Source organism: Fundicoccus culcitae, from assembly GCF_024661895.1.
Classification (GTDB): Bacteria; Bacillota; Bacilli; order Lactobacillales; family Aerococcaceae; genus Fundicoccus_A; species Fundicoccus_A culcitae.
The window spans coordinates 1709258-1728313 of record NZ_CP102453.1 but is presented as its reverse complement, the minus strand read 5'-3'; the positions used below and the strand labels follow the sequence as shown (position 1 = coordinate 1728313).

The window sequence follows — 19056 nt, the reverse complement described above, 5'->3', positions numbered from 1 at the left end:
CTCCTTTTTGAGTTACAAACGTAATCTACATATACTAGTTTACAGCCGTAACCCCTAAAAGTCAACCCCTTTTTGAATAAATATCACTGCGACTTGGTAAAAAACGATTTGGCGGACGTCGTTGTGAAAAGAGAGCCGGCAAGACGGTGTGAATGTAGTGCCCCCTTGGAATGCCGGACGTCGATTTGGGTTGAAGTCCGGCAAGTTGATTTGGCGGACGTCGTTGTGAAAAGAAATCCGGCAAGTTGTTGAAAACGCAACGAATCTCCGAAAAGCCGGACGTCGATTGGGGTTGAGATCCGGCAAGTTGAATTGCCGGACGTCGTTGTGAAAAGAAATCCGGCAAGTAGTAGAAAACGCATCGAACCTCCGAAAAGCCGGACGTCGATTGGGGTTGAAGTCCGGCAAGTTGATTTGGCGGATGTCGTTGTGAAAAGAAATCCGGCAAGTTGATTTGGCGGACGTCGTCGTGAAAAGAGATCCGGCAAGAAGTGGAAAACGCATCGAATCTCCGAAAAGCCGGACGTCGATTGGGGTTGAAGTCCGGCAAATTGATTTGGCGGACGTCGTTGTGAAAAGAGATCCGGCAAGTAGTAGAAAACGCATCGAACCTCCGAAAAGCCGGACGTCGATTTGGGTTGAAGTCCGGCAAGTTGATTTGGCGGACGTCGTTGTGAAAAGAGATCCGGCAAGAAGTGGAAAAAGCAACGAATCTCCGAAAAGCCGGACGTCGATTGGGGTTGAAGTCCGGCAAGTTGATTTGGCGGACGTCGTTGTGAAAAGAAATCCGGCAAGTTGTTGAAAACGCGTCGAACCTCCAAAATGCCGGACGTCGATTGGGGTTGAAGTCCGGCAAGTTGATTTGGCGGACGTCGTTGCGAAAAGAGATCCGGCAAGTTGTTGAAAATGCATCGAATCTCCGAAAAGCCGGACGTCGATTGGGGTTGAAATCCGGCAAGTCGATTTGGCGGACGTCGTTGCGAAAAGAGATCCGGCAAGACGTGGAAAAAGCATCGAACCTCCGAAAAGCCGGACGTCGATTTGAGTTGAAGTCCGGCAAGTTGATTTGGCGGACGTCGTTGTGAAAAGGAATCCGGCAAGTAGTAGAAAATGCATCGAACCTCCGAAAAGCCGGACGTCGATTGGGGTTGAAGTCCGGCAAGTTGATTTGGCGGACGTCGTTGCGAAAAGAGATCCGGCAAGTTGTTGAAAACGCGTCGAACCTCCAACATGCCGGACGTCGATTTGAGTTGAAGTCCGGCAAGTTGATTTGGCGGACGTCGTTGTGAAAAGAAATCCGGCAAGTAGTAGAAAACGCATCGAACCTCCGAAAAGCCGGACGTCGTCGTGAAAGTAAGCGGGAAGTGAAAGACCGTCAAATTAACAAGTCGCCTTTTTTTCTCCCATCCGCCTCTCAGGCTTCTCTCTGGCGGTTGGAAGGATGATTCATGGCTATTTTGATTCCAAATAGTAGCTTATTGTCATGGGAGAAAATCTGAGTGACAATGAGACGGCTTATTGTCATGGGGGAAAATCTGAGTGACAATGAGACGGCTTATTGTCATAAGAAAAAATCTGAGTGACAATGGGATAGCTTATTGTCATAAGAAAAAATCTGAGTGCCAATGGGACGGTCCGTCACTTCCCACTTATCGTTAAAAGAAACCCGGCAAACTTTGCGATAACTTTAGTTTTTAAGCAATGACTGAGTTCTTACGGAGTCTGTTTTCTTATAAATATTTCTTTGTGAATAGAATGCATAGGGGCGTATTGGAGATATTTATTCGAGGGAGAAACACAAGATGTAGGGGTGTTTGGGTTTGTGAACACCTTATTTAGTTTTTTTATACTTCAAAAAGCATAATTTTCATGGTATGATTTAGTCTATATTTTAGAAGGAAGAGGTAGCGTGGTATGTTATTGGTCTATATGTCGTTAACTGGTCAAACCCGAAAATTTGTTAAGAAGTTCGAGTGGGAGACGCTGGAATTAACGCCGGATAATGCTTTTACTGAAATCCATGAGCCTTATATTGTGATTGCGCCAACCTATGAGCGTGAGGTAACTGATGTGTTATTTGATTTCATTGAAACAGCCAACAATGCCACTTATTTAAAAGGTGTTGCAGGTGGTGGCAACCGAAATTTTAATACCTTGTTTTGTTTTACGGCAAGAGATATTGCTAAAGCCTTTGATGTTCCTTTGTTGCATGAATTTGAGTTTCAAGGAACCATTAATGATGTGAATAAATTGAAAGAGCAGGTGGCGAACCTTGGATAAACCCGTATTAAGTAGTAAACCTAAAGAAGTATCTTACTTCAAATTAAATAACGAGTTAAATCGACCGATTGATAATAAAATTCCTTTACACAAGGATCGCGAAGCGGTAAGAGCCTATTTCTTGGAACATGTGAATCCTAATACAGTTTTCTTTTACACGTTGGATGAGAAAATTGATTATTTAATTACCAATGATTATTTAGAGCGTGAATTTATTGAAAAATATGATCGTGGTTTCATTAAAGAATTAATGTCAACGACCTATAACATGAAATTCCGTTTTAAATCATTTATGTCAGCTTTTAAATTTTATACTCAATATGCCTTGAAAACCGATGACGGTAAGCGCTACTTGGAGCGTTATGAAGATCGGATTGTGTTTGCTTCTTTATATTTAGCCGATGGCGATACCGAATTAGCGACGAGTTTACGTGATGAAATGATTTCACAACGTTACCAACCAGCGACACCGACCTTTTTAAACGCAGGGCGTAAACGTCGAGGTGAGTTAGTGTCGTGTTTCTTAATTCAATTAACGGACGATATGAATAGTATTGGACGTGGGATTAATTCAGCACTTCAATTATCACGGATCGGTGGCGGAGTAGGGGTTAACTTATCCAACTTGCGTGCAGCGGGCGACCCCATTAAGAAGATTGAGAATGCTTCAAGCGGGGTCGTGCCCGTCATGAAATTATTGGAAGATAGTTTCAGCTATTCCAACCAATTGGGTCAACGGAATGGGGCAGGAGCCGTATACTTGAACGTTTTCCATCCTGACGTGGTTTCTTTCTTATCCACTAAAAAAGAAAATGCCGATGAAAAAATTCGGGTGAAAACTTTATCCTTAGGTCTCGTGGTTCCAGATAAATTTTATGAATTAGCGGCTAAAGATGAACCCATGTATTTATTTAGCCCTTACGATGTGGAACGGATCTACGGCAAGCCATTTTCTTATGTTGATATTACGAAGGAATTCGACAATTTAGTCAATAACCCTGAAATTCGCAAGTCAAAAATTTCAGCCCGTGAATTAGAAAATGAAATTAGTAAATTACAACAAGAATCAGGCTATCCATATATCATTAATATTGATACAGCCAACAAAACAAACCCGATTGAAGGAACGATTACTATGAGTAATTTATGTTCTGAAATCTTACAAGTGCAACAACCATCATTTATTAATGATCGCCAAGAATATGAAGTGTTGGGCACCGATATTTCATGTAATTTAGGTTCGACCAACATTCCTAATATGATCCAATCGCCTGATTTTGAAAAATCCGTTGATACGGCGGTGCGTGCCTTAACCTATGTAACCGACCATTCAAACATCGAAGCCGTGCCAACCATCAAACACGGAAATGACCAAGCACATACGATTGGTTTAGGTGGCATGGGATTACACACTTTGTTTGCTTTGAATCAAATGTACTATGGTTCACCTGAGTCGGTCGAACTAACCGAAGCCTATTTCTATGCTTTAAATTACTACACTTTAGTGTCTAGTAACAAAATCGCGAAAGAACGCCAAACAACCTTTGCAAATTTTGAAAACTCAGATTATGCGAACGGTAGCTATTTTGACCGATACATTGAAAATCCCTTTGAAATCAAAGACTCAAAAGTAGCCGATATTATGAAAAATGTGCCAATGCCAACCAGTGAAGACTGGGCGGAATTAAAGGCAAAAGTTCAAGCCGATGGTTTATACCACCAAAACCGCATGGCAATTGCCCCAACTGGTTCTATTTCTTATGTTAATGAAACAAGTGCGAGCTTGCACCCAATTACCCAACTGATTGAAGAGCGTCAAGAGAAAAAAACCGGAAAAACCTATTATCCAGCGCCACACTTATCCAATGACACCATTAAATATTACCAATCCGCTTATGATATTGATATGCGTAAAGTCATCGATATTTATGCCGCAGCCCAAAAACATATTGATCAAGGCATGTCATTAACCTTATTTATGCGTTCAGAAATACCTGAAGGTATGTACGAATGGAAAGAAGGCCGCACCAACAAAATGACAACCAGAGATTTAAATATCTTGCGTCACTACGCTTGGAAAAAAGGCATCAAGTCAATTTATTATGTACGAACTTATACCGACGATGGTGATGAAGTAGGTAGCAATGCGTGTGAAAGTTGCTCCATTTAAGTTTAAAGTTTAGGAAAGAAACGAGGATTATTAATGACGTCTGAATTTAAAAACACCCCCAATTATGAGGCGATTAACTGGAATAACATCGAAGATTTAATCGACAAATTAACCTGGGAAAAATTAACCGAACAATTTTGGCTCGACACCCGCATTCCCTTATCGAATGATTTGGATGATTGGCGGACGCTATCAGCCAATGAAAAAGACATTGTTGGGAAAGTATTCGGTGGCTTAACGTTGCTAGACACCTTACAATCTGAAGATGCCATTGAGCGTCTACGTCAATCGGTCCGCACCCAACATGAAGAAGCCGTCTTGAATAATATTCAATTTATGGAATCCGTGCATGCTAAAAGTTATTCATCGATTTTCTCTACTTTAAATAGTAAAGCCGAAATCGAAGAGATTTTCCGTTGGACCAACTCTAATGAGTTAATCCAATACAAAGCGAAGAAAATCAACGATATTTATAAAAATGGCACAGACTTGCAAGCCAAAGCAGCCAGCGTGTTGCTAGAGTCTTTCCTCTTTTATTCAGGCTTTTTTGCGCCACTCTACTACTTAGGCAACAATAAACTGGCGAATGTGGCTGAAATCATTAAGCTTATCATTCGTGATGAATCGGTGCATGGAACGTACATTGGTTACAAATTCCAATTAGGTTACAATGAGTTGCCTGAAAACGAGCAAGATGACCTTAAAGCGTGGGTCTACGAAGTCTTGTTTGAACTATATCAAAATGAAAGTCAGTTCACCCAACTCATTTATGATCAAGTTGGCTGGACCGAAAAAGTCAAAGTCTTTATTCGCTACAATGCCAATAAAGCCCTACAAAACCTTGGCTTTGATCCCTTGTTCCCGGACACCGCCGAAGATGTGGATCCTATCGTGATGAACGGAATTTCGACCGGCACCAGCAACCACGACTTCTTCTCGCAAGTCGGCAACGGCTATCTCCTAGGCGCCGTGGAAGCCATGCAAAATGACGACTACACCAAATGGATGAACTAAAATAAATACCTCTGCTTCTCTACAGAGGAAAAGCCGAACTTTCAGCGACGAAAGTTCGGCTTTTTAGTTTATCGTGCTGCTGAGCTTATTTGAATGAAATTAACCTGAGATTAGCTTGTTCCACTTACGCGTAATATGTTACGAAAACCTACTAAAATTCAATGGCGATATAGCAAAAAGCTCGAGAATTACTAATTATCTTATGATATTTACTGGATTTTCACTGCCTAATCACTATTGGAAGCAGTGTGTGCCTTCGGAAATGCGGGAAGAACCGCGACAACAAGAAAAAGGGCTAGCGCGCGACAATATCAAACAAATTTGTCTCACGCTCCACCCGCGTGCGACAACATCAATCGAACTTGCCTCGCGCTAATAAAAAAGTGGATAACGGTTATAAATAACAGCCATCCACCCAAGCTCTCCTTAGGCGACACAATTAAGCCCAACTTCCAACCTAATCCCAACTACTATACGCAATCTCTTCAAACCCAGCTTGCAAAGCGGCATTTTCAGTCGAGTAAAAATGAATCAAGCCATCAGGCATACCTTGGTTTTGTTGGCTATGGACAACCATAGGCGTGCCTTCCAGATCAAACCCAAACAAGTAGAAATGTGGGAACTGATAGCCCTCAATATTATCCGTGATATATTGTTTGTCAGTAAAAGCAGCCACTACATAAAAATCACTTTCAGGGTCAAGCGGCGCATACTCGACCCACTCAGCATTCACCGCCACGTCATTCACTGATAACAGATCGATGACTTCATCCGGGAATGAAATACCATACATACTGATCGTCTGATTTAAATTGTAATCTTCATAATATTGTCCCATGCTGTCACCCCAGTCATCCATAAACGCCACTAATTGCTGATATTTATCACCGGACCAGGATGCACCATTATTTTCTCCTTCACGGGAATTAACAGGAGTGTCTTCAATCATACTAAAATCATCGGCATTGACTAAATAAGAATGAAAAGGGACATCTGGGAAAGAATCATCCCCTAAAAATTGAAAAATACTGACACTCCCAGAGTTATTTCGAATAAAATTCCAATAACTACCTTGACCATCTTCACTCGTTAGATACAAGACAATGGCTTCTTCGCTCAACCCTTCATACGCATATTGGCTCCAATTAGCGCGATTATACGTACCAATTTCGGGACCGACATAATTTAACACTGAGGCCTCCCAAAAATCAATCGCACTTTCAACGGACCACACATCAGTCGTCGAATCTTCGATTTGTTGAGCCGTTTCGTCATCTAAAGCCACTTCCGACTGAGCATATTCAAGAGCAAATTCAATAAATTTCGCTGCTTCATTCGAATCAAGCGCCACACCTTGTTCCGTTAAGATTTGATTGACTAGACTAATCACGGTCTCATCAGCCAACTCACCATTAACCGCTAATTCTTCGCTAATTGCTTGTTTAATTAATGATTGAATTTGATTAATGACTGCTTCGTCTAAACCTGTTTCAACTTTAATGGTTTCAATCAACGAAATTTCTTTCTGAGCTAATTCAATATTAGCGGAACTTAACTGTTGACCAGTTGATTCATATAATTTATAGACTCCCGTTAAAGCACCTTCACCTGTTACCGGTTCAACCGCAGCGATTTTAATCAAGACATTAGAAGCACCCGCGGTAATGGCTGCATTTTGATAAGTCTTAGAACTAACGGATAAGATATTAGCTGGCGTTAATATTTGCACTTGGACACCGTATCCTTCACCACGCGGTTCGATGGCGACACTTGAATAGACGGGCGTACTGTCGGTAGAACCATCCGCTAAAAATTCATTAATAAGCGATCCATTAACTGTAATAATTTTATCACTAGAAACATCATTAGCACCTAAAAGAGATAACGTTTGTTGTGCTTGACTGTCAGTCAAAGAGCTGCCTAAAGCAACAAGGGTTTGTCCTTGAGTGGTAGAACTTTGAGCTGAAACGCTTTCCAAGGGGGTATTTGTTAAGATGTTAGACATTGGAACGGAAATAAGTAGCCCTCCAAGAGCGATGGCTGTCAATGATTTGAATAATTTCATATAATAAATCTCCTTTAAAATGATTTTCTCGTGACATATATTTCAATTACGTTACATATGTTACATTTACATGTTAACATATAAAAAATATTAAGCAATGAATAAAAAGATAGAAAATAATGAATATTCTATGAAGATGTAACGAATATAAAATTCAAGTATAAATTTTATAATACTATTTAGTATAAATAATATTTATTTATATTGAAGGGGTTTATGGTTATCATTAGGCTTTAATGGGTCAACATAGTATAATAATGACAGCCAAAAGGGTAAATTTTATAGTCTAAGGAGGCTAAAAAATGAAAAAATGGATGATTGTACTAGCAGGCGTTTTATTTCTGGCTGCATGTGGGGAACAGGCACCCAATGAAACCGAAATGACGACACCTACTACGTATGAGGAAACTGCCAATCGGAATGTCACAGATGTGCAATTGGATGATGATGCCAATTATTATGATGAGGCACGTCCGGAGGATAATCGCTATTTAATTCATACAGCTTATGTTGGCTTACAAACGGTCGATTATGAAAGCTCTAAACAACAGTTATTTGATTTTATTGGGAACAGTGATGCCTATATTCAATACCAAAATGAATATACCTCATCAAACTACTATCAAGATGATCGGGGTCTCCACACCTTGAGTTTAACCCTACGCGTACCCCAAGCGTCATTTGAAGAAGCTTTAGCAACATTAACTAGTGGGGGCATTGGAGAAGTTGTTCAAAACTCGAGAGGTTCTGAAGATGTGACACGTTCAATGACCGACTTAGATATACGAATCGAATCCATAGATGCAAGAATTGGCCGCCTTAATGATCTGTTAGATGAAGCAACCTTAATTTCAGATATCATTGAAATCCAATACAGTGTCGAAGAAGCAATTCTTGAAAGAGACCAACTCTTAAGTGAACAAGCAACGCTAGAAGATCAAGTGAACGATTCGACCATTACGATTGAATTGCGTGAAGTACGTCGCTTAGATGACGGTATAACAACCAATCAAAGTTTTTGGGACAGAATTAAAGACGCCTTGGTTGATACAGGCTACCAAACAATTATCGTATTACAAGAGGCTTTGTTATCTGTGATTTATTTCTTGCCTTACTTATTATTATTGATAATAATTGGTTTATATTTCTTACTTATCCATCCATTTGTGAGACGTAGACGCAAAAACCGTAAAAGAACAGTGGAAACAGAAAAAGAGATTGTAACAGATAATTCAAATGGTATAGTACAGGAACGCAAAGAAATATCAAAAGAAACATCAAATAATTCAACAAAAGACTTGCATAACGACGAAAAAGATGTAAACTAAAAGTATGACAGTTTTGGGAGGAACTTAACAATGGATATGTTTACGGAATTATCAGAGAAAATTAGAGGCAAAGAAATCGCGATCGTTTTTCCAGAAGCGAATGACAAACGGGTTTTAGGAGCAGCAGTGCGTTTACATGGCGACAAATTAGCACAACCAATTTTATTAGGTGATGAAGACGAAGTAAAAGCATTAGCTAGAGAAAATAACTGGACACTTGATGACATGGAAATAATCAATCCATTAACCTACGATGAAGCAGCGATGGCTGAAATGGTTGCCGCATTCGTTGAACGCCGTAAAGGCAAAGCCACCGAAGAACAAGCCCGTGAATTATTAAAAGACCGTGCTTACTTTGGAACCATGCTTGTGTATATGGATAAAGCTGCCGGCTTAGTTAGTGGTGCTGTCTATTCAACCGGTGACACAGTACGTCCAGCGCTTCAAATTATTAAAACAAAACCAGGTGTGAGTCGGACAAGTGGTGCCTTTATCATGATTCCTAAAGAAAATGATGGCAAAAAACTAGTTTTTGCTGACTGTGCCATTAACATTAATCCAAATGCACAAGAATTAGCTGAAATCGCTGTTGACACAGCTAAAACCGCTGAGATGTTTGATATCGAACCTGTCGTAGCTATGTTAAGTTTCTCAACTAAAGGATCAGCTACTTCTGAAGAAGTAGACAAAGTAGCCGAAGCAACACGCATTGCGCAAGAACTAGCTCCAGAATACTTAATTGATGGTGAATTCCAATTCGACGCAGCCTACTCAGAAGTTGTTGCTGCTCAAAAAGTTCCTGGTAACAAAGTCGCTGGTAAAGCTTCCGTATTTGTTTTCCCAGATCTACAATCAGGCAACATTGGCTATAAGATTGCACAACGATTAGGTGGTTACCAAGCGGTAGGCCCAATCTTACAAGGCTTGAATAAACCTGTTTCAGACCTTTCACGGGGTTGTGTAGAAGAAGATGTCTATAAAGTAGGCATTATTACTGCTAATCAATCTTTACAAAACAAATAATTCAAATTAATAAATATCACCGTCCAGAAGCCTCTGGGCGGTTTTTTTATATAAAAAAACCGAGGTCGTTGATAACCTCGGTTAAAATCAGGGATATTTAGTTAAATTATTCTTCGGCTGGTACGATGTTAACAGGGATTTCATCGATAGTACCATAGTACCATTCAACTACGTCGTCTTCGCTGAGTGTTTGTGAAACAACACCTAACTCAGCAAACTCTCCGTTTAATAAGTAAGTCCATGTTTCACCTGTGTCATAGTCGTTAGCAATTCCATCAATTTCATCGATGACACCTTCGTCTTCATTGAAGTTAAATTCTAGATCTTCAATGGATTCCATGGCCTCCATGACAGATAAGCCATCACTATCGACCGCTACGAAACTAGCTGTTTCTTCGCCATTAACAAATAATGTAAATGTAATACCTGCTTGGCTGGTTGCTTCATCACCGTTATCTTCGCTTGAAACAGCGTCTGATTCTTCAGCGCTCGTTGTATCTGACGCTTCACTAACTGATTCAGTTTGCTCCTGGGATACACTTTCGGCGGCAGACTCAACGGATGATTCAGGTGCTTGTGACTCTACTGAAGTTGTCTCAGTTCCTTGATCGCCACATGCAACTAAGAATAAAGCAATCAAAGGAATGGATATCGTTTTTAAAATTTTTTTCATTCATATTACCTCCATACAGTTATAAAGACTTGTAATAATGATATAACTAATTTATCAATAATTAGTCGTAAAGTCAAATATTTCGCTATGTTATCGGCCTTCTTTCAAACCATTTTTGAAATGAATTATTAATATAATAGATAAGCAAACACAATATTTGTAAGCGCGTCGATACTTCGATACAATAAGATGAAGAGATATTTATGATGAAAGTAGGGAAAGGTTATTTTAACGGTATCCAACAAAAATGAAACACAAGCTTTAGCGGCTAAACTAGCCAAACTATTACCCCTCGGTTCTGTTGTTACTCTTGAAGGGAATTTAGGTAGTGGCAAAACAACTTTTGCGCAAGGTTTCGCAAAAGGATTGGGGATTCAACGAGCGGTTAAAAGTCCCACCTATACCATCGTGCGCGAGTATCCCCTGGATGATTCAGCGAGTTTTGTCCATATTGATGCCTATCGACTTGAAGAAGGTGGAGCAGATACAGTTGATTTTGACTATTTAATGCATGATAAAACCATTGTTATGATTGAGTGGGCAAGATTTATGGCAGATTTTTTGCCAGAAAATTACATTCAGATAAATTTTACACCACTAGAAGATGACCAGGCGCGTTCGATTCAAGTGGAAGTTATAGGTTCAGTTGATCATCCTTATCATCAAATCGTGAAACAATGGTTAAATTGATAGAAAGGAATTTCACTATGGTGCACAATGCGGATCAATTTCATGAAGTAGAAGTCGATGTAATAATTAGACAAGCAAGTCCCAACGATGCCAAAGCCATTTTAGCACTTTATCGTGAAATCGGTAAAGAATCAGATTATCTTACTTTTGATGAACGTGGTATTGCCATATCTTTACAAAAAGAAATTGATTTAATTCGACGGTTTGAGGTCGCTCCAACGAGTATTATGCTCGTTGCCGAAGTTGATGATCAATTAGTGGGTATCGCCAATCTTGCTGCTTTTGATGCCTATAAACAAAGTCATGTAGCAGAATTAGGTGTGAGTATTATCAAAGAATATTGGGGTTATGGCATCGGGAGCATGTTAATGGAAGCGATGATTGATTTTGCTGAAGAGGTTAACTTAAAAGTCATTACTCTAGAAGTTGTTGTAGAAAACAAACGCGCAATTACGCTTTATGAAAAATTTGCGTTTAAAATTGTCGGAGAATTAAGCAATCGACTCAAAGTTGATTATCGCTATTATAATTCTTTCGTGATGGAACGCCTTTTATAAATAGCTAAAAATCTAGGGTTGGCAGTGATTTATTAATTAATTCTAAAATAATTGGAATTTTTTAATGAATTATCTCCTTTACAACCTTAGATTTTTTTCATAGAATAAATGAGTATCACTTTATGAGGAGCTATAAATTTCATGATGGAATTAAGTCGAATAGTAAATGAGTTGCCTCATTTAAATGTTAAATTAAATGAACCATTATCCAACTACACTTACACAAAAACTGGCGGCAATGCAGACGCAATTGTCTTTCCCAAGACAAGAGCGGAAGTTGTTGAAGTAACCAATTGGGTACGTAACCATGGTATTCCTTTAACCATCTTAGGTAATGCGAGTAATTTAATTGTAAGAGATGGTGGCATTAGAGGAATTGTTCTGATTTTAACTGAAATGAAGCAAGTGACAGTTGATGGAAATGTAATTATTGCTGAAAGCGGCACGGCTTTAATTGATGTAAGCTACTTAGCCTTAGAACATGAATTAAGTGGTCTAGAATTTGCTTGCGGTATTCCTGGTAGTATTGGTGGAGCTGTGTATATGAATGCAGGGGCTTATGGTGGCGAAGTCGTTGAGGTTATTGAGTGGGTGGAAGTTGTCACTCCACAAGGGGACATTAAACGTTATAGCAACGAAGACTGTGAATTTTCTTACCGCTACAGTATTTTTCAAACGAATGATGATATTATATTAGCGGTGAAATTTGCTTTGAAAGATGGAAACTATCAAGCGATGAGTGAACATATGGCTCATTTAATGGATTTAAGGCGTAGCAAACAACCCTTAGAATATCCATCTTGTGGTAGCGTCTTTAAACGCCCTGTCGGACATTTTACCGGGCAACTCATCCAAGAAGCAGGTTTGCAAGGTTATCGCATTGGTGGCGCTGAAATTTCTAAAAAGCATGCCGGTTTTATTGTCAATATCGCTGGTGCTACCGCTACGGATTATGTACAACTCATTGAATTTATTCAGAAAACGATTTGGGATCTCAACCAAGTACGCCTTGAAACAGAAGTCCGTATCATTGGGGAAGAAGTCATATAAATCAAATTAAGAAGAAAGCCGAGCATTGCTGCTAAAACAGTGATGCTCGGTTTTTGTGTGTAGCCAAACCAACTATCTTTCTCTGTGCGTCAACGCTGTCGGCAAGCTAAACTAGTCCCTATCGCTAAGGAAACACAACAACTAAAAAATAATTCGCGCCAACTGATTGTTAATCAAAAAATTAACTGATATAATTCATTCTCGTAAGAGTCTTTGCTTTTACAAATCGGGATCAAAGGGGTCAATAATTGACAAACATTCATAAAGGAGAATGCACATGCAAAATCAAAATTATAGTGTCGTTTTAAAGGGTGTAACCAAAACCTATGATGACACACAAGTGTTAAAAAAGATTGATATGGAGCTAGAAAAAGGGAAATTTTATACCTTACTCGGTCCATCTGGTTGTGGAAAGACAACCATATTGCGAATAATTGCCGGCTTTACAGAGGCGTCATCCGGTGAAGTTTATTTAGATAATCAAGCCGTAACAAGCATACCAGCTAATAAACGGAAGGTTAACACAGTCTTTCAAGATTATGCACTTTTTCCGCATATGAATGTTTATGACAATATTGCTTTTGGACTTTCGGTTAAGAAAGTCCATCCAGATACAATTAAAACAAAAGTTAATGATGTATTGCAGTTAGTTCAACTAAAAGGGTTTGAAAATCGGAATATTTCTGAAATGTCAGGTGGACAAAAACAACGGGTTGCGATTGCACGCGCCTTAGTCAACGAGCCAGAAGTATTACTCTTAGACGAACCATTATCTGCCTTAGATTTAAAACTAAGAACGGATATGCAATATGAATTACGTGAATTGCAAAGACGTTTGGGGATTACATTTGTTTTCGTCACCCATGATCAAGAGGAAGCACTAGCCATGTCCGATTGGATTTATGTCATGAAAGAAGGCGAAATCGTCCAATCAGGCACACCTAATGATATTTATGACGAACCTATCAATCGTTATGTGGCTGATTTCATTGGTGAGAGTAATATTATACCAGCCAAAATGATTGAGGATTATAAAGTTGAATTTGTCGGTAAAGTATTTGAGTGTGAGGACGCAGGTATCCCGGCTAATGAGCACGTTGAAGTCGTTATTCGTCCAGAAGACGTCATCCTTACAACACCTGAAGATGGCCAGCTGATTGCTAAAGTTGATTCACAACTATTCAGAGGCGTATTTAATGAATTGATTGCTTATGATGAAGATGGGAATGAGTGGATGGCCCACACCACGGGTAAAGTAGCCGTAGGGTCTCGAATTGGTCTACGTTTTGATCCCAATTCGATCCATGTTATGCGTTTAAATGAATCGGAAGAAGATTTTGATGCCCGCCTAGAGCAATATGAAGACTAGGAGGCAGGATAATGGAAACAAAAAAAAATAATACTTTTGCGATACCTTATTATTTATGGATTGGATTTTTCGTTATTGCACCGTTAGCTTTATTGGTTTATCGGTCTTTCTTTGACATTAATAACCGCATCACTTTAGATAACTATGTGCAATTTTTTACGTCAGGCAACTACATTCGCATGACAGCCAATTCATTTTTATATGCCTTTTTAGTGACTTTGGCGACTTTTTTGTTAGCTTATCCGATGGCGTATTTATTATCAAAAACCAAGCATAAACAGTTGTGGTTGTTACTAATTATTTTACCAACTTGGATCAATCTATTATTAAAGACCTACGCTTTTATTGGGTTATTAGGTCGAACAGGTCCAATCAATCAATTTTTAGAAGCGATTGGCATTGGTAGTGTACAATTACTATTTACCAATACAGCCTTTATTGTCGTTGCGGCCTATATTGAATTACCTTTTATGATTTTGCCGATTTTCAATTCAATCAATGAAATTCCTGATTCATTAATAGAGGCAAGTAATGACTTAGGTGCTTCAAAATGGGAAACGTTACGCCGGGTCATCTTCCCCTTATCCTTGCGTGGGGTAAGAAGTGGGATTCAAGCCGTCTTTATCCCTTCGTTATCCCTCTTTATGTTAACCCGTCTAATTGGCGGAAACCGTGTCATTACATTGGGAACCGCTGTGGAACAACATTTCTTAGTGACGCAAAACTGGGGGATGGGTTCAACCATTGGCGTTGTTTTAATGGTTTCTATGGTTATAGTTATGTTACTTACACGTGAACGCTCAGCTAAAGGAGGGACACGTTAATGAAACAAACCTTTAAATGGTCCAATTTATATATCTTTTTTGTCTTTTTAATCATGTATATCCCGATTGCTTATTTAATTTACTATTCCTTCAATGCAGGTGGCGATATGACAGAGTTCACCGGTTTTACTTGGGAACATTATCAAACCCTCTTTGAAGACACGCGTTTACTGACATTTATTTTAAATACCTTCATCATTGCCTTACTATCTGCTTTGATTGCAACGGTCATAGGTATCTTTGGCGCGATTGCTATCTATTATTTTAAGAGTGAACGTACGCGTTCTGCGGTTTTAAATTTAAATAATATTTTGATGGTGACACCTGATGTTATGATGGGGGCAAGTTTCTTAATTCTGTTTTCTTACATCATTCCTGTGCCTTTGGGTTTTTGGTCCGTTTTACTTAGCCATATTGCCTTTAGTGTGCCAATTTGTGTCTTGATGATTTTACCGCGTTTATACGAGATGAGTCCCTCCATGGTGACGGCAGCCCTAGATTTAGGCGCTAACCACCGTCAAATTTTAAGTCGTGTTATTTTACCAAGTATCACTTCCGGAATTCAGGCGGCTTTCTTTATGGCATTTACTTATTCACTCGATGACTTTGCGGTAACCTTCTTTGTTACAGGTAACGGCTTTTCGACCCTATCGATTGAAGTATATTCGCGGGCTAGAACCGGGATTAGCCTTGAAATAAATGCCTTAAGTGCCATGATGTTCATCGTAGCTTTGATTTTAGTGGTTGGCTATTACTATTTACAAGTAGGCGAACAAAACCGCAAAGCCGCTAACATCAAAAAAGAAGAGGCGGTGATGTAGATGAAAGGATTAGCTAGAGCCGCTGTAGCCATTTTAGTGATGGTCGGTTTAATGTTTGGTCTACGCAGCTACCTTGAAGCCGTTTCTGGCATTTCTTCGAATTCGATTGTGTTTTACAACTGGGGTGACTACATTGACCCAGATATTATCACCCAATTTGAAGAGGAAACAGGCTATAGTGTCGTCTATGAAACCTTTGATTCCAATGAAGCGATGGTCGCTAAAGTTGAACAAGGTGGGACAACTTACGATATCGTTGTACCGAGTGAATATATGGTGGAATATATGGTGGAACAGGACCTTCTCTTAGAATTGGATCATGAAAAGTTGCCTAATCTACAGTATATTGATGAAGACTTCTTAAACCATGATTTTGACCCTGGCAATAGATACTCCCTGCCATATTTTTGGGGGACGCTCGGGATTATTTATAATACCAGTGTAATTGAAGAAGGTTCCTTAACGGTATGGAATGATTTATGGGATGAAGCCTACCGTAATCAAATTATGATCTATGATGGTGCCCGTGAAGTGATGGGAATTGGCTTACAATCTTTAGGCTATTCGTTAAATGAAACAGATGATGCTCGTTTGCAAGAAGCGACAGATAAATTAAAGTCACTGATGCCAAACATCATTGCCTTGGCAGCTGATGAAATTAAAATGCACATTGTTCAAGATGAAGCACCTATAGCGATTACTTTCTCGGGGGAAGCCGCAACTGCTATGGATGAACGCGAAGATCTTGCTTATGTCGTTCCCGAAGATGGCTCAAACCTTTGGTTTGATAATGTCGTGATTCCAAAAAATGCTAAAAACATAGAAGGTGCCTACGCTTTAATTAACTATTTGATGGATCCAGAAATCGCTGCACAAAACGCCGAATATATTGGTTACTCAACACCCAATGCGGCAGCCCTTGAACTGATGGACCCTGAAATAACTAGTAACGAAGCCTGGTATCCCTCACAAGAAACCATGGATCGCCTGGAAGTTTACCGTGGTTTAGGTCAAGCCAAACTGGTTCAATACAATGATTTATACTTAGATATTAAAATGCAACCTAAATAAATCCCCCTGCACATCTCTTAAGGATAAAATGAAATCAGCCAAGATACGAACTTTCAATGAAGGTTCGTATCTTTTTTATTAAAAAACGAATGGCGTATGCCTTTTTAACAACTTTACATAACCTTTACAATAATGATGGGATAAAATTCATAAAAGATTGGTATGATGATAATAATAAATCACAAGGAGGGCAATGATGCAATTAGCGGAACAAATCATCGAAATTACACCTAATCAGCTAACGGACAAAAAATTTATGATTGAACGCATTCATGTGCCTGATAATTTAATAGGGCTCACTATTTTCATTGAGGTTAATCAAAATCCTATTAATTTTGTCTTAGTGTATGATAGTTTGTATAATTTAAGGGCTGAATACCAAGCAATCGAGAACCAACGGAAGATTGTCATTCACCAAGATGAAGCTAAATCAGGGATTGAGACCAAAGCGGGAAATATTCCTGCCGGTGAATGGATTATTGCATTTGAATTTCAAACCAGCAATTTAACTGAAACGTGGGCTTGCAAATACCGCGTCACGGGGGAAGTCAATACAAGGGTTCAAATGTAGAGTTGCAGTGATATTTATTTAAGGATGACCTTTAAAGGTTGTCTTTTTTTTATATAAAGAATGGGCGATAAATTTGAAACGCACACTTTTAGGGTGTATGCTACAATAAGTATATTAAGAAAAGTAAATAGAGGATAGGTCATGAAATCATTTCTACAATTATTTCGCTTTGCGATTGTCGGCGGCTTAGCAACGGCGATTGACTTCGTCGTTTTATATATTTGTTATCATATGTTAGGTATGAATTATTTAGTCGGCACCACCTTAGCGTTTATCATTTCAACTATTTTTAATTATTGGGCCAGTATGTCCTTTGTCTTTGTCAGCAAGTATCAAGCTGATCAAAAACAAAAAGAATTTACGGTCTTCCTTATTTTAAGCCTTTTAGGTTTGATTTTAACTAATTTTTTGATGTATCTAGCCGTTGACCTTGGACAATTACCGGTCATGTTTAGTAAAATATTAGTCACAGTTGTCGTTATGGCTTTTAACTTTATTAGCCGCAAGATATTTTTAGAAAATCATTCCACAGATTAACCCTACACACTATTATGATTGAGGTGGCCCATGCCCGTGCAAGATAGAATAACTCTCGTTGTCCCTTGTTACAATGAAGAAGAAACCGTCAGTATATTTACGGAAGCCATCATGGAGGTCCAAGACCAATTACCTGAAGCTTTCTTAGAAATTATTTTTATTAATGATGGTTCAAAAGATAAGACGCTAGCCAATATCAAAACTTTACAAGCGCAATACCCAGACCGTGTGTATTACCTCTCTTTTTCACGCAACTTTGGCAAGGAAGCTGGGTTAATGGCCGGCTTGGAGTATGCTCAAGGTGATTACGTTGCCATTATGGATGTGGATTTACAAGATCCACCAGCCATGTTGATTGAAATGTATCACAAAATTAAACATGAACCCTACGATGTGGTGGCTACGCGCCGCGTGAATCGGGATGGCGAACCACCGGTCCGTTCTTTTTTTGCTAGAATGTATTATCGTTTAAATAATAGTATTTCCGATGTCAAGTTAGAAGAAGGTGCGCGTGACTATCGTTTAATGACCCGCCAAGTGGTTGATGCTGTGTTAAGTTTGCCCGAAAGTAATCGTTTTTCAAAGGGGATTTTCTCATGGGTGGGCTTTGACGTGGCTTATTTGGAGTATGAAAATGTGGAACGTTCAGCCGGTAATACCTCCTGGTCATTTACCCAGCTGTTCAACTATGCCATCGAAGGTTTGATTAGTTTCTCGGATGCGCCTTTGACGATTGCGAGTTACGTTGGCTTATTTACCTTCCTGTTTGCTGTCATTTATGGTATTTATATTATCGTCAAAACCCTCATTTTTGGAGATAGCACACCGGGCTGGCCATCCTTAGCTGTTTTGGTGGTTGGCATGGGCGGGCTGCAGCTCCTTAGTCTAGGAATTGTCGGTAAATATATTGCTAAAATTTTCAATGAAACCAAACATCGTCCGCTATATATCATTAAAGAAAGTAAACTCCCCGACTCAAACCCTCAAGCTAAATAAATATCGGTGGTAAAAGT

The 19056-nt window shown here is 39.3% G+C and carries 18 protein-coding genes; 15 read left to right on the top strand and 3 right to left on the bottom strand.

Annotation, left to right across the window (positions count from 1 at the left end; genetic code table 11):
- Window positions 1-83: 83 nt before the first annotated feature.
- Window positions 84-1379, bottom strand: coding sequence for a hypothetical protein (locus tag NRE15_RS07730; protein ID WP_313792315.1), 1296 nt, complete (start codon window positions 1377-1379; stop codon window positions 84-86).
- Between the two features lie 535 nt (window positions 1380-1914).
- Between NRE15_RS07730 and nrdI the strand changes: the two genes are divergently transcribed.
- From nrdI to nrdF, 3 genes are read left to right on the top strand one after another with little or no spacing between them, the layout of a single operon-like run.
- The gene (gene nrdI, locus NRE15_RS07725) at window positions 1915-2280 is read left to right on the top strand and encodes a class Ib ribonucleoside-diphosphate reductase assembly flavoprotein NrdI (RefSeq protein WP_313792314.1); all 366 of its coding nucleotides are present in this window, start codon (window positions 1915-1917) and stop codon (window positions 2278-2280) included.
- Window positions 2273-4450 carry a class 1b ribonucleoside-diphosphate reductase subunit alpha gene (gene nrdE, locus NRE15_RS07720; RefSeq protein ID WP_313792313.1) on the top strand — a complete coding sequence of 726 codons (2178 nt, stop codon included), beginning with the start codon at window positions 2273-2275 and terminating at the stop codon, window positions 4448-4450. Before nrdI ends, nrdE begins: the two co-directional genes overlap by 8 nt.
- A 33-nt stretch (window positions 4451-4483) precedes the next feature.
- Window positions 4484-5464, top strand: coding sequence for a class 1b ribonucleoside-diphosphate reductase subunit beta (gene nrdF, locus NRE15_RS07715; RefSeq protein WP_313792312.1), 981 nt, complete (start codon window positions 4484-4486; stop codon window positions 5462-5464).
- Window positions 5465-5921: 457 nt separating this feature from the next.
- Here nrdF and NRE15_RS07710 read toward each other — a convergent pair whose 3' ends face one another.
- Window positions 5922-7529 carry a DUF1002 domain-containing protein gene (locus NRE15_RS07710; RefSeq protein WP_313792311.1) on the bottom strand — a complete coding sequence of 536 codons (1608 nt, stop codon included), beginning with the start codon at window positions 7527-7529 and terminating at the stop codon, window positions 5922-5924.
- 302 nt (window positions 7530-7831) lie between these two features.
- On the opposite strand from NRE15_RS07710, the gene NRE15_RS07705 reads away from it, so the two are divergent.
- Together NRE15_RS07705 and pta are read left to right on the top strand one after the other, a co-directional pair.
- Complete coding sequence (locus tag NRE15_RS07705) at window positions 7832-8857, top strand: DUF4349 domain-containing protein (protein WP_313792310.1); 1026 nt, start codon at window positions 7832-7834, stop codon at window positions 8855-8857.
- Window positions 8858-8887: 30 nt separating this feature from the next.
- Window positions 8888-9880: a phosphate acetyltransferase gene (gene pta, locus NRE15_RS07700; RefSeq protein ID WP_313792309.1), complete on the top strand. Its 993-nt coding sequence runs from the start codon at window positions 8888-8890 to the stop codon at window positions 9878-9880.
- 106 nt (window positions 9881-9986) lie between these two features.
- Here pta and NRE15_RS07695 read toward each other — a convergent pair whose 3' ends face one another.
- Window positions 9987-10553 carry a DUF4430 domain-containing protein gene (locus tag NRE15_RS07695; protein WP_313792308.1) on the bottom strand — a complete coding sequence of 189 codons (567 nt, stop codon included), beginning with the start codon at window positions 10551-10553 and terminating at the stop codon, window positions 9987-9989.
- 225 nt (window positions 10554-10778) lie between these two features.
- Between NRE15_RS07695 and tsaE the strand changes: the two genes are divergently transcribed.
- From tsaE to NRE15_RS07645, 10 genes are all read left to right on the top strand, one after another.
- Complete coding sequence (gene tsaE / locus NRE15_RS07690) at window positions 10779-11243, top strand: tRNA (adenosine(37)-N6)-threonylcarbamoyltransferase complex ATPase subunit type 1 TsaE (RefSeq protein ID WP_313794969.1); 465 nt, start codon at window positions 10779-10781, stop codon at window positions 11241-11243.
- A gap of 17 nt (window positions 11244-11260) precedes the next feature.
- Window positions 11261-11800 (top strand): GNAT family N-acetyltransferase, encoded by a 540-nt coding sequence (locus tag NRE15_RS07685; protein WP_313792307.1) that lies wholly within the window; start codon window positions 11261-11263, stop codon window positions 11798-11800.
- 144 nt (window positions 11801-11944) lie between these two features.
- Entirely contained in the window at window positions 11945-12850 is a 906-nt protein-coding gene (murB, locus tag NRE15_RS07680) for a UDP-N-acetylmuramate dehydrogenase (protein ID WP_313794968.1), read from the top strand.
- A gap of 277 nt (window positions 12851-13127) precedes the next feature.
- Entirely contained in the window at window positions 13128-14219 is a 1092-nt protein-coding gene (locus NRE15_RS07675; RefSeq protein ID WP_313792306.1) for an ABC transporter ATP-binding protein, read from the top strand.
- 11 nt (window positions 14220-14230) lie between these two features.
- On the top strand, window positions 14231-15043 hold the full coding sequence (locus NRE15_RS07670) for an ABC transporter permease (protein ID WP_313792305.1): 813 nt from the start codon (window positions 14231-14233) through the stop codon (window positions 15041-15043).
- Window positions 15043-15864 (top strand): ABC transporter permease, encoded by an 822-nt coding sequence (locus NRE15_RS07665; RefSeq protein WP_313792304.1) that lies wholly within the window; start codon window positions 15043-15045, stop codon window positions 15862-15864. The genes NRE15_RS07670 and NRE15_RS07665 overlap by 1 nt, the downstream gene beginning before the upstream one ends.
- A complete protein-coding gene (locus NRE15_RS07660; RefSeq protein ID WP_313792303.1) occupies window positions 15865-16935 on the top strand; it encodes an ABC transporter substrate-binding protein in 1071 nt (356 codons plus the stop codon).
- Between the two features lie 196 nt (window positions 16936-17131).
- On the top strand, window positions 17132-17506 hold the full coding sequence (locus NRE15_RS07655; protein WP_313792302.1) for a hypothetical protein: 375 nt from the start codon (window positions 17132-17134) through the stop codon (window positions 17504-17506).
- 141 nt (window positions 17507-17647) lie between these two features.
- Window positions 17648-18043 carry a GtrA family protein gene (locus NRE15_RS07650; protein WP_313792301.1) on the top strand — a complete coding sequence of 132 codons (396 nt, stop codon included), beginning with the start codon at window positions 17648-17650 and terminating at the stop codon, window positions 18041-18043.
- Between the two features lie 36 nt (window positions 18044-18079).
- On the top strand, window positions 18080-19039 hold the full coding sequence (locus tag NRE15_RS07645) for a glycosyltransferase family 2 protein (RefSeq protein WP_390887120.1): 960 nt from the start codon (window positions 18080-18082) through the stop codon (window positions 19037-19039).
- Window positions 19040-19056: the final 17 nt, after the last annotated feature.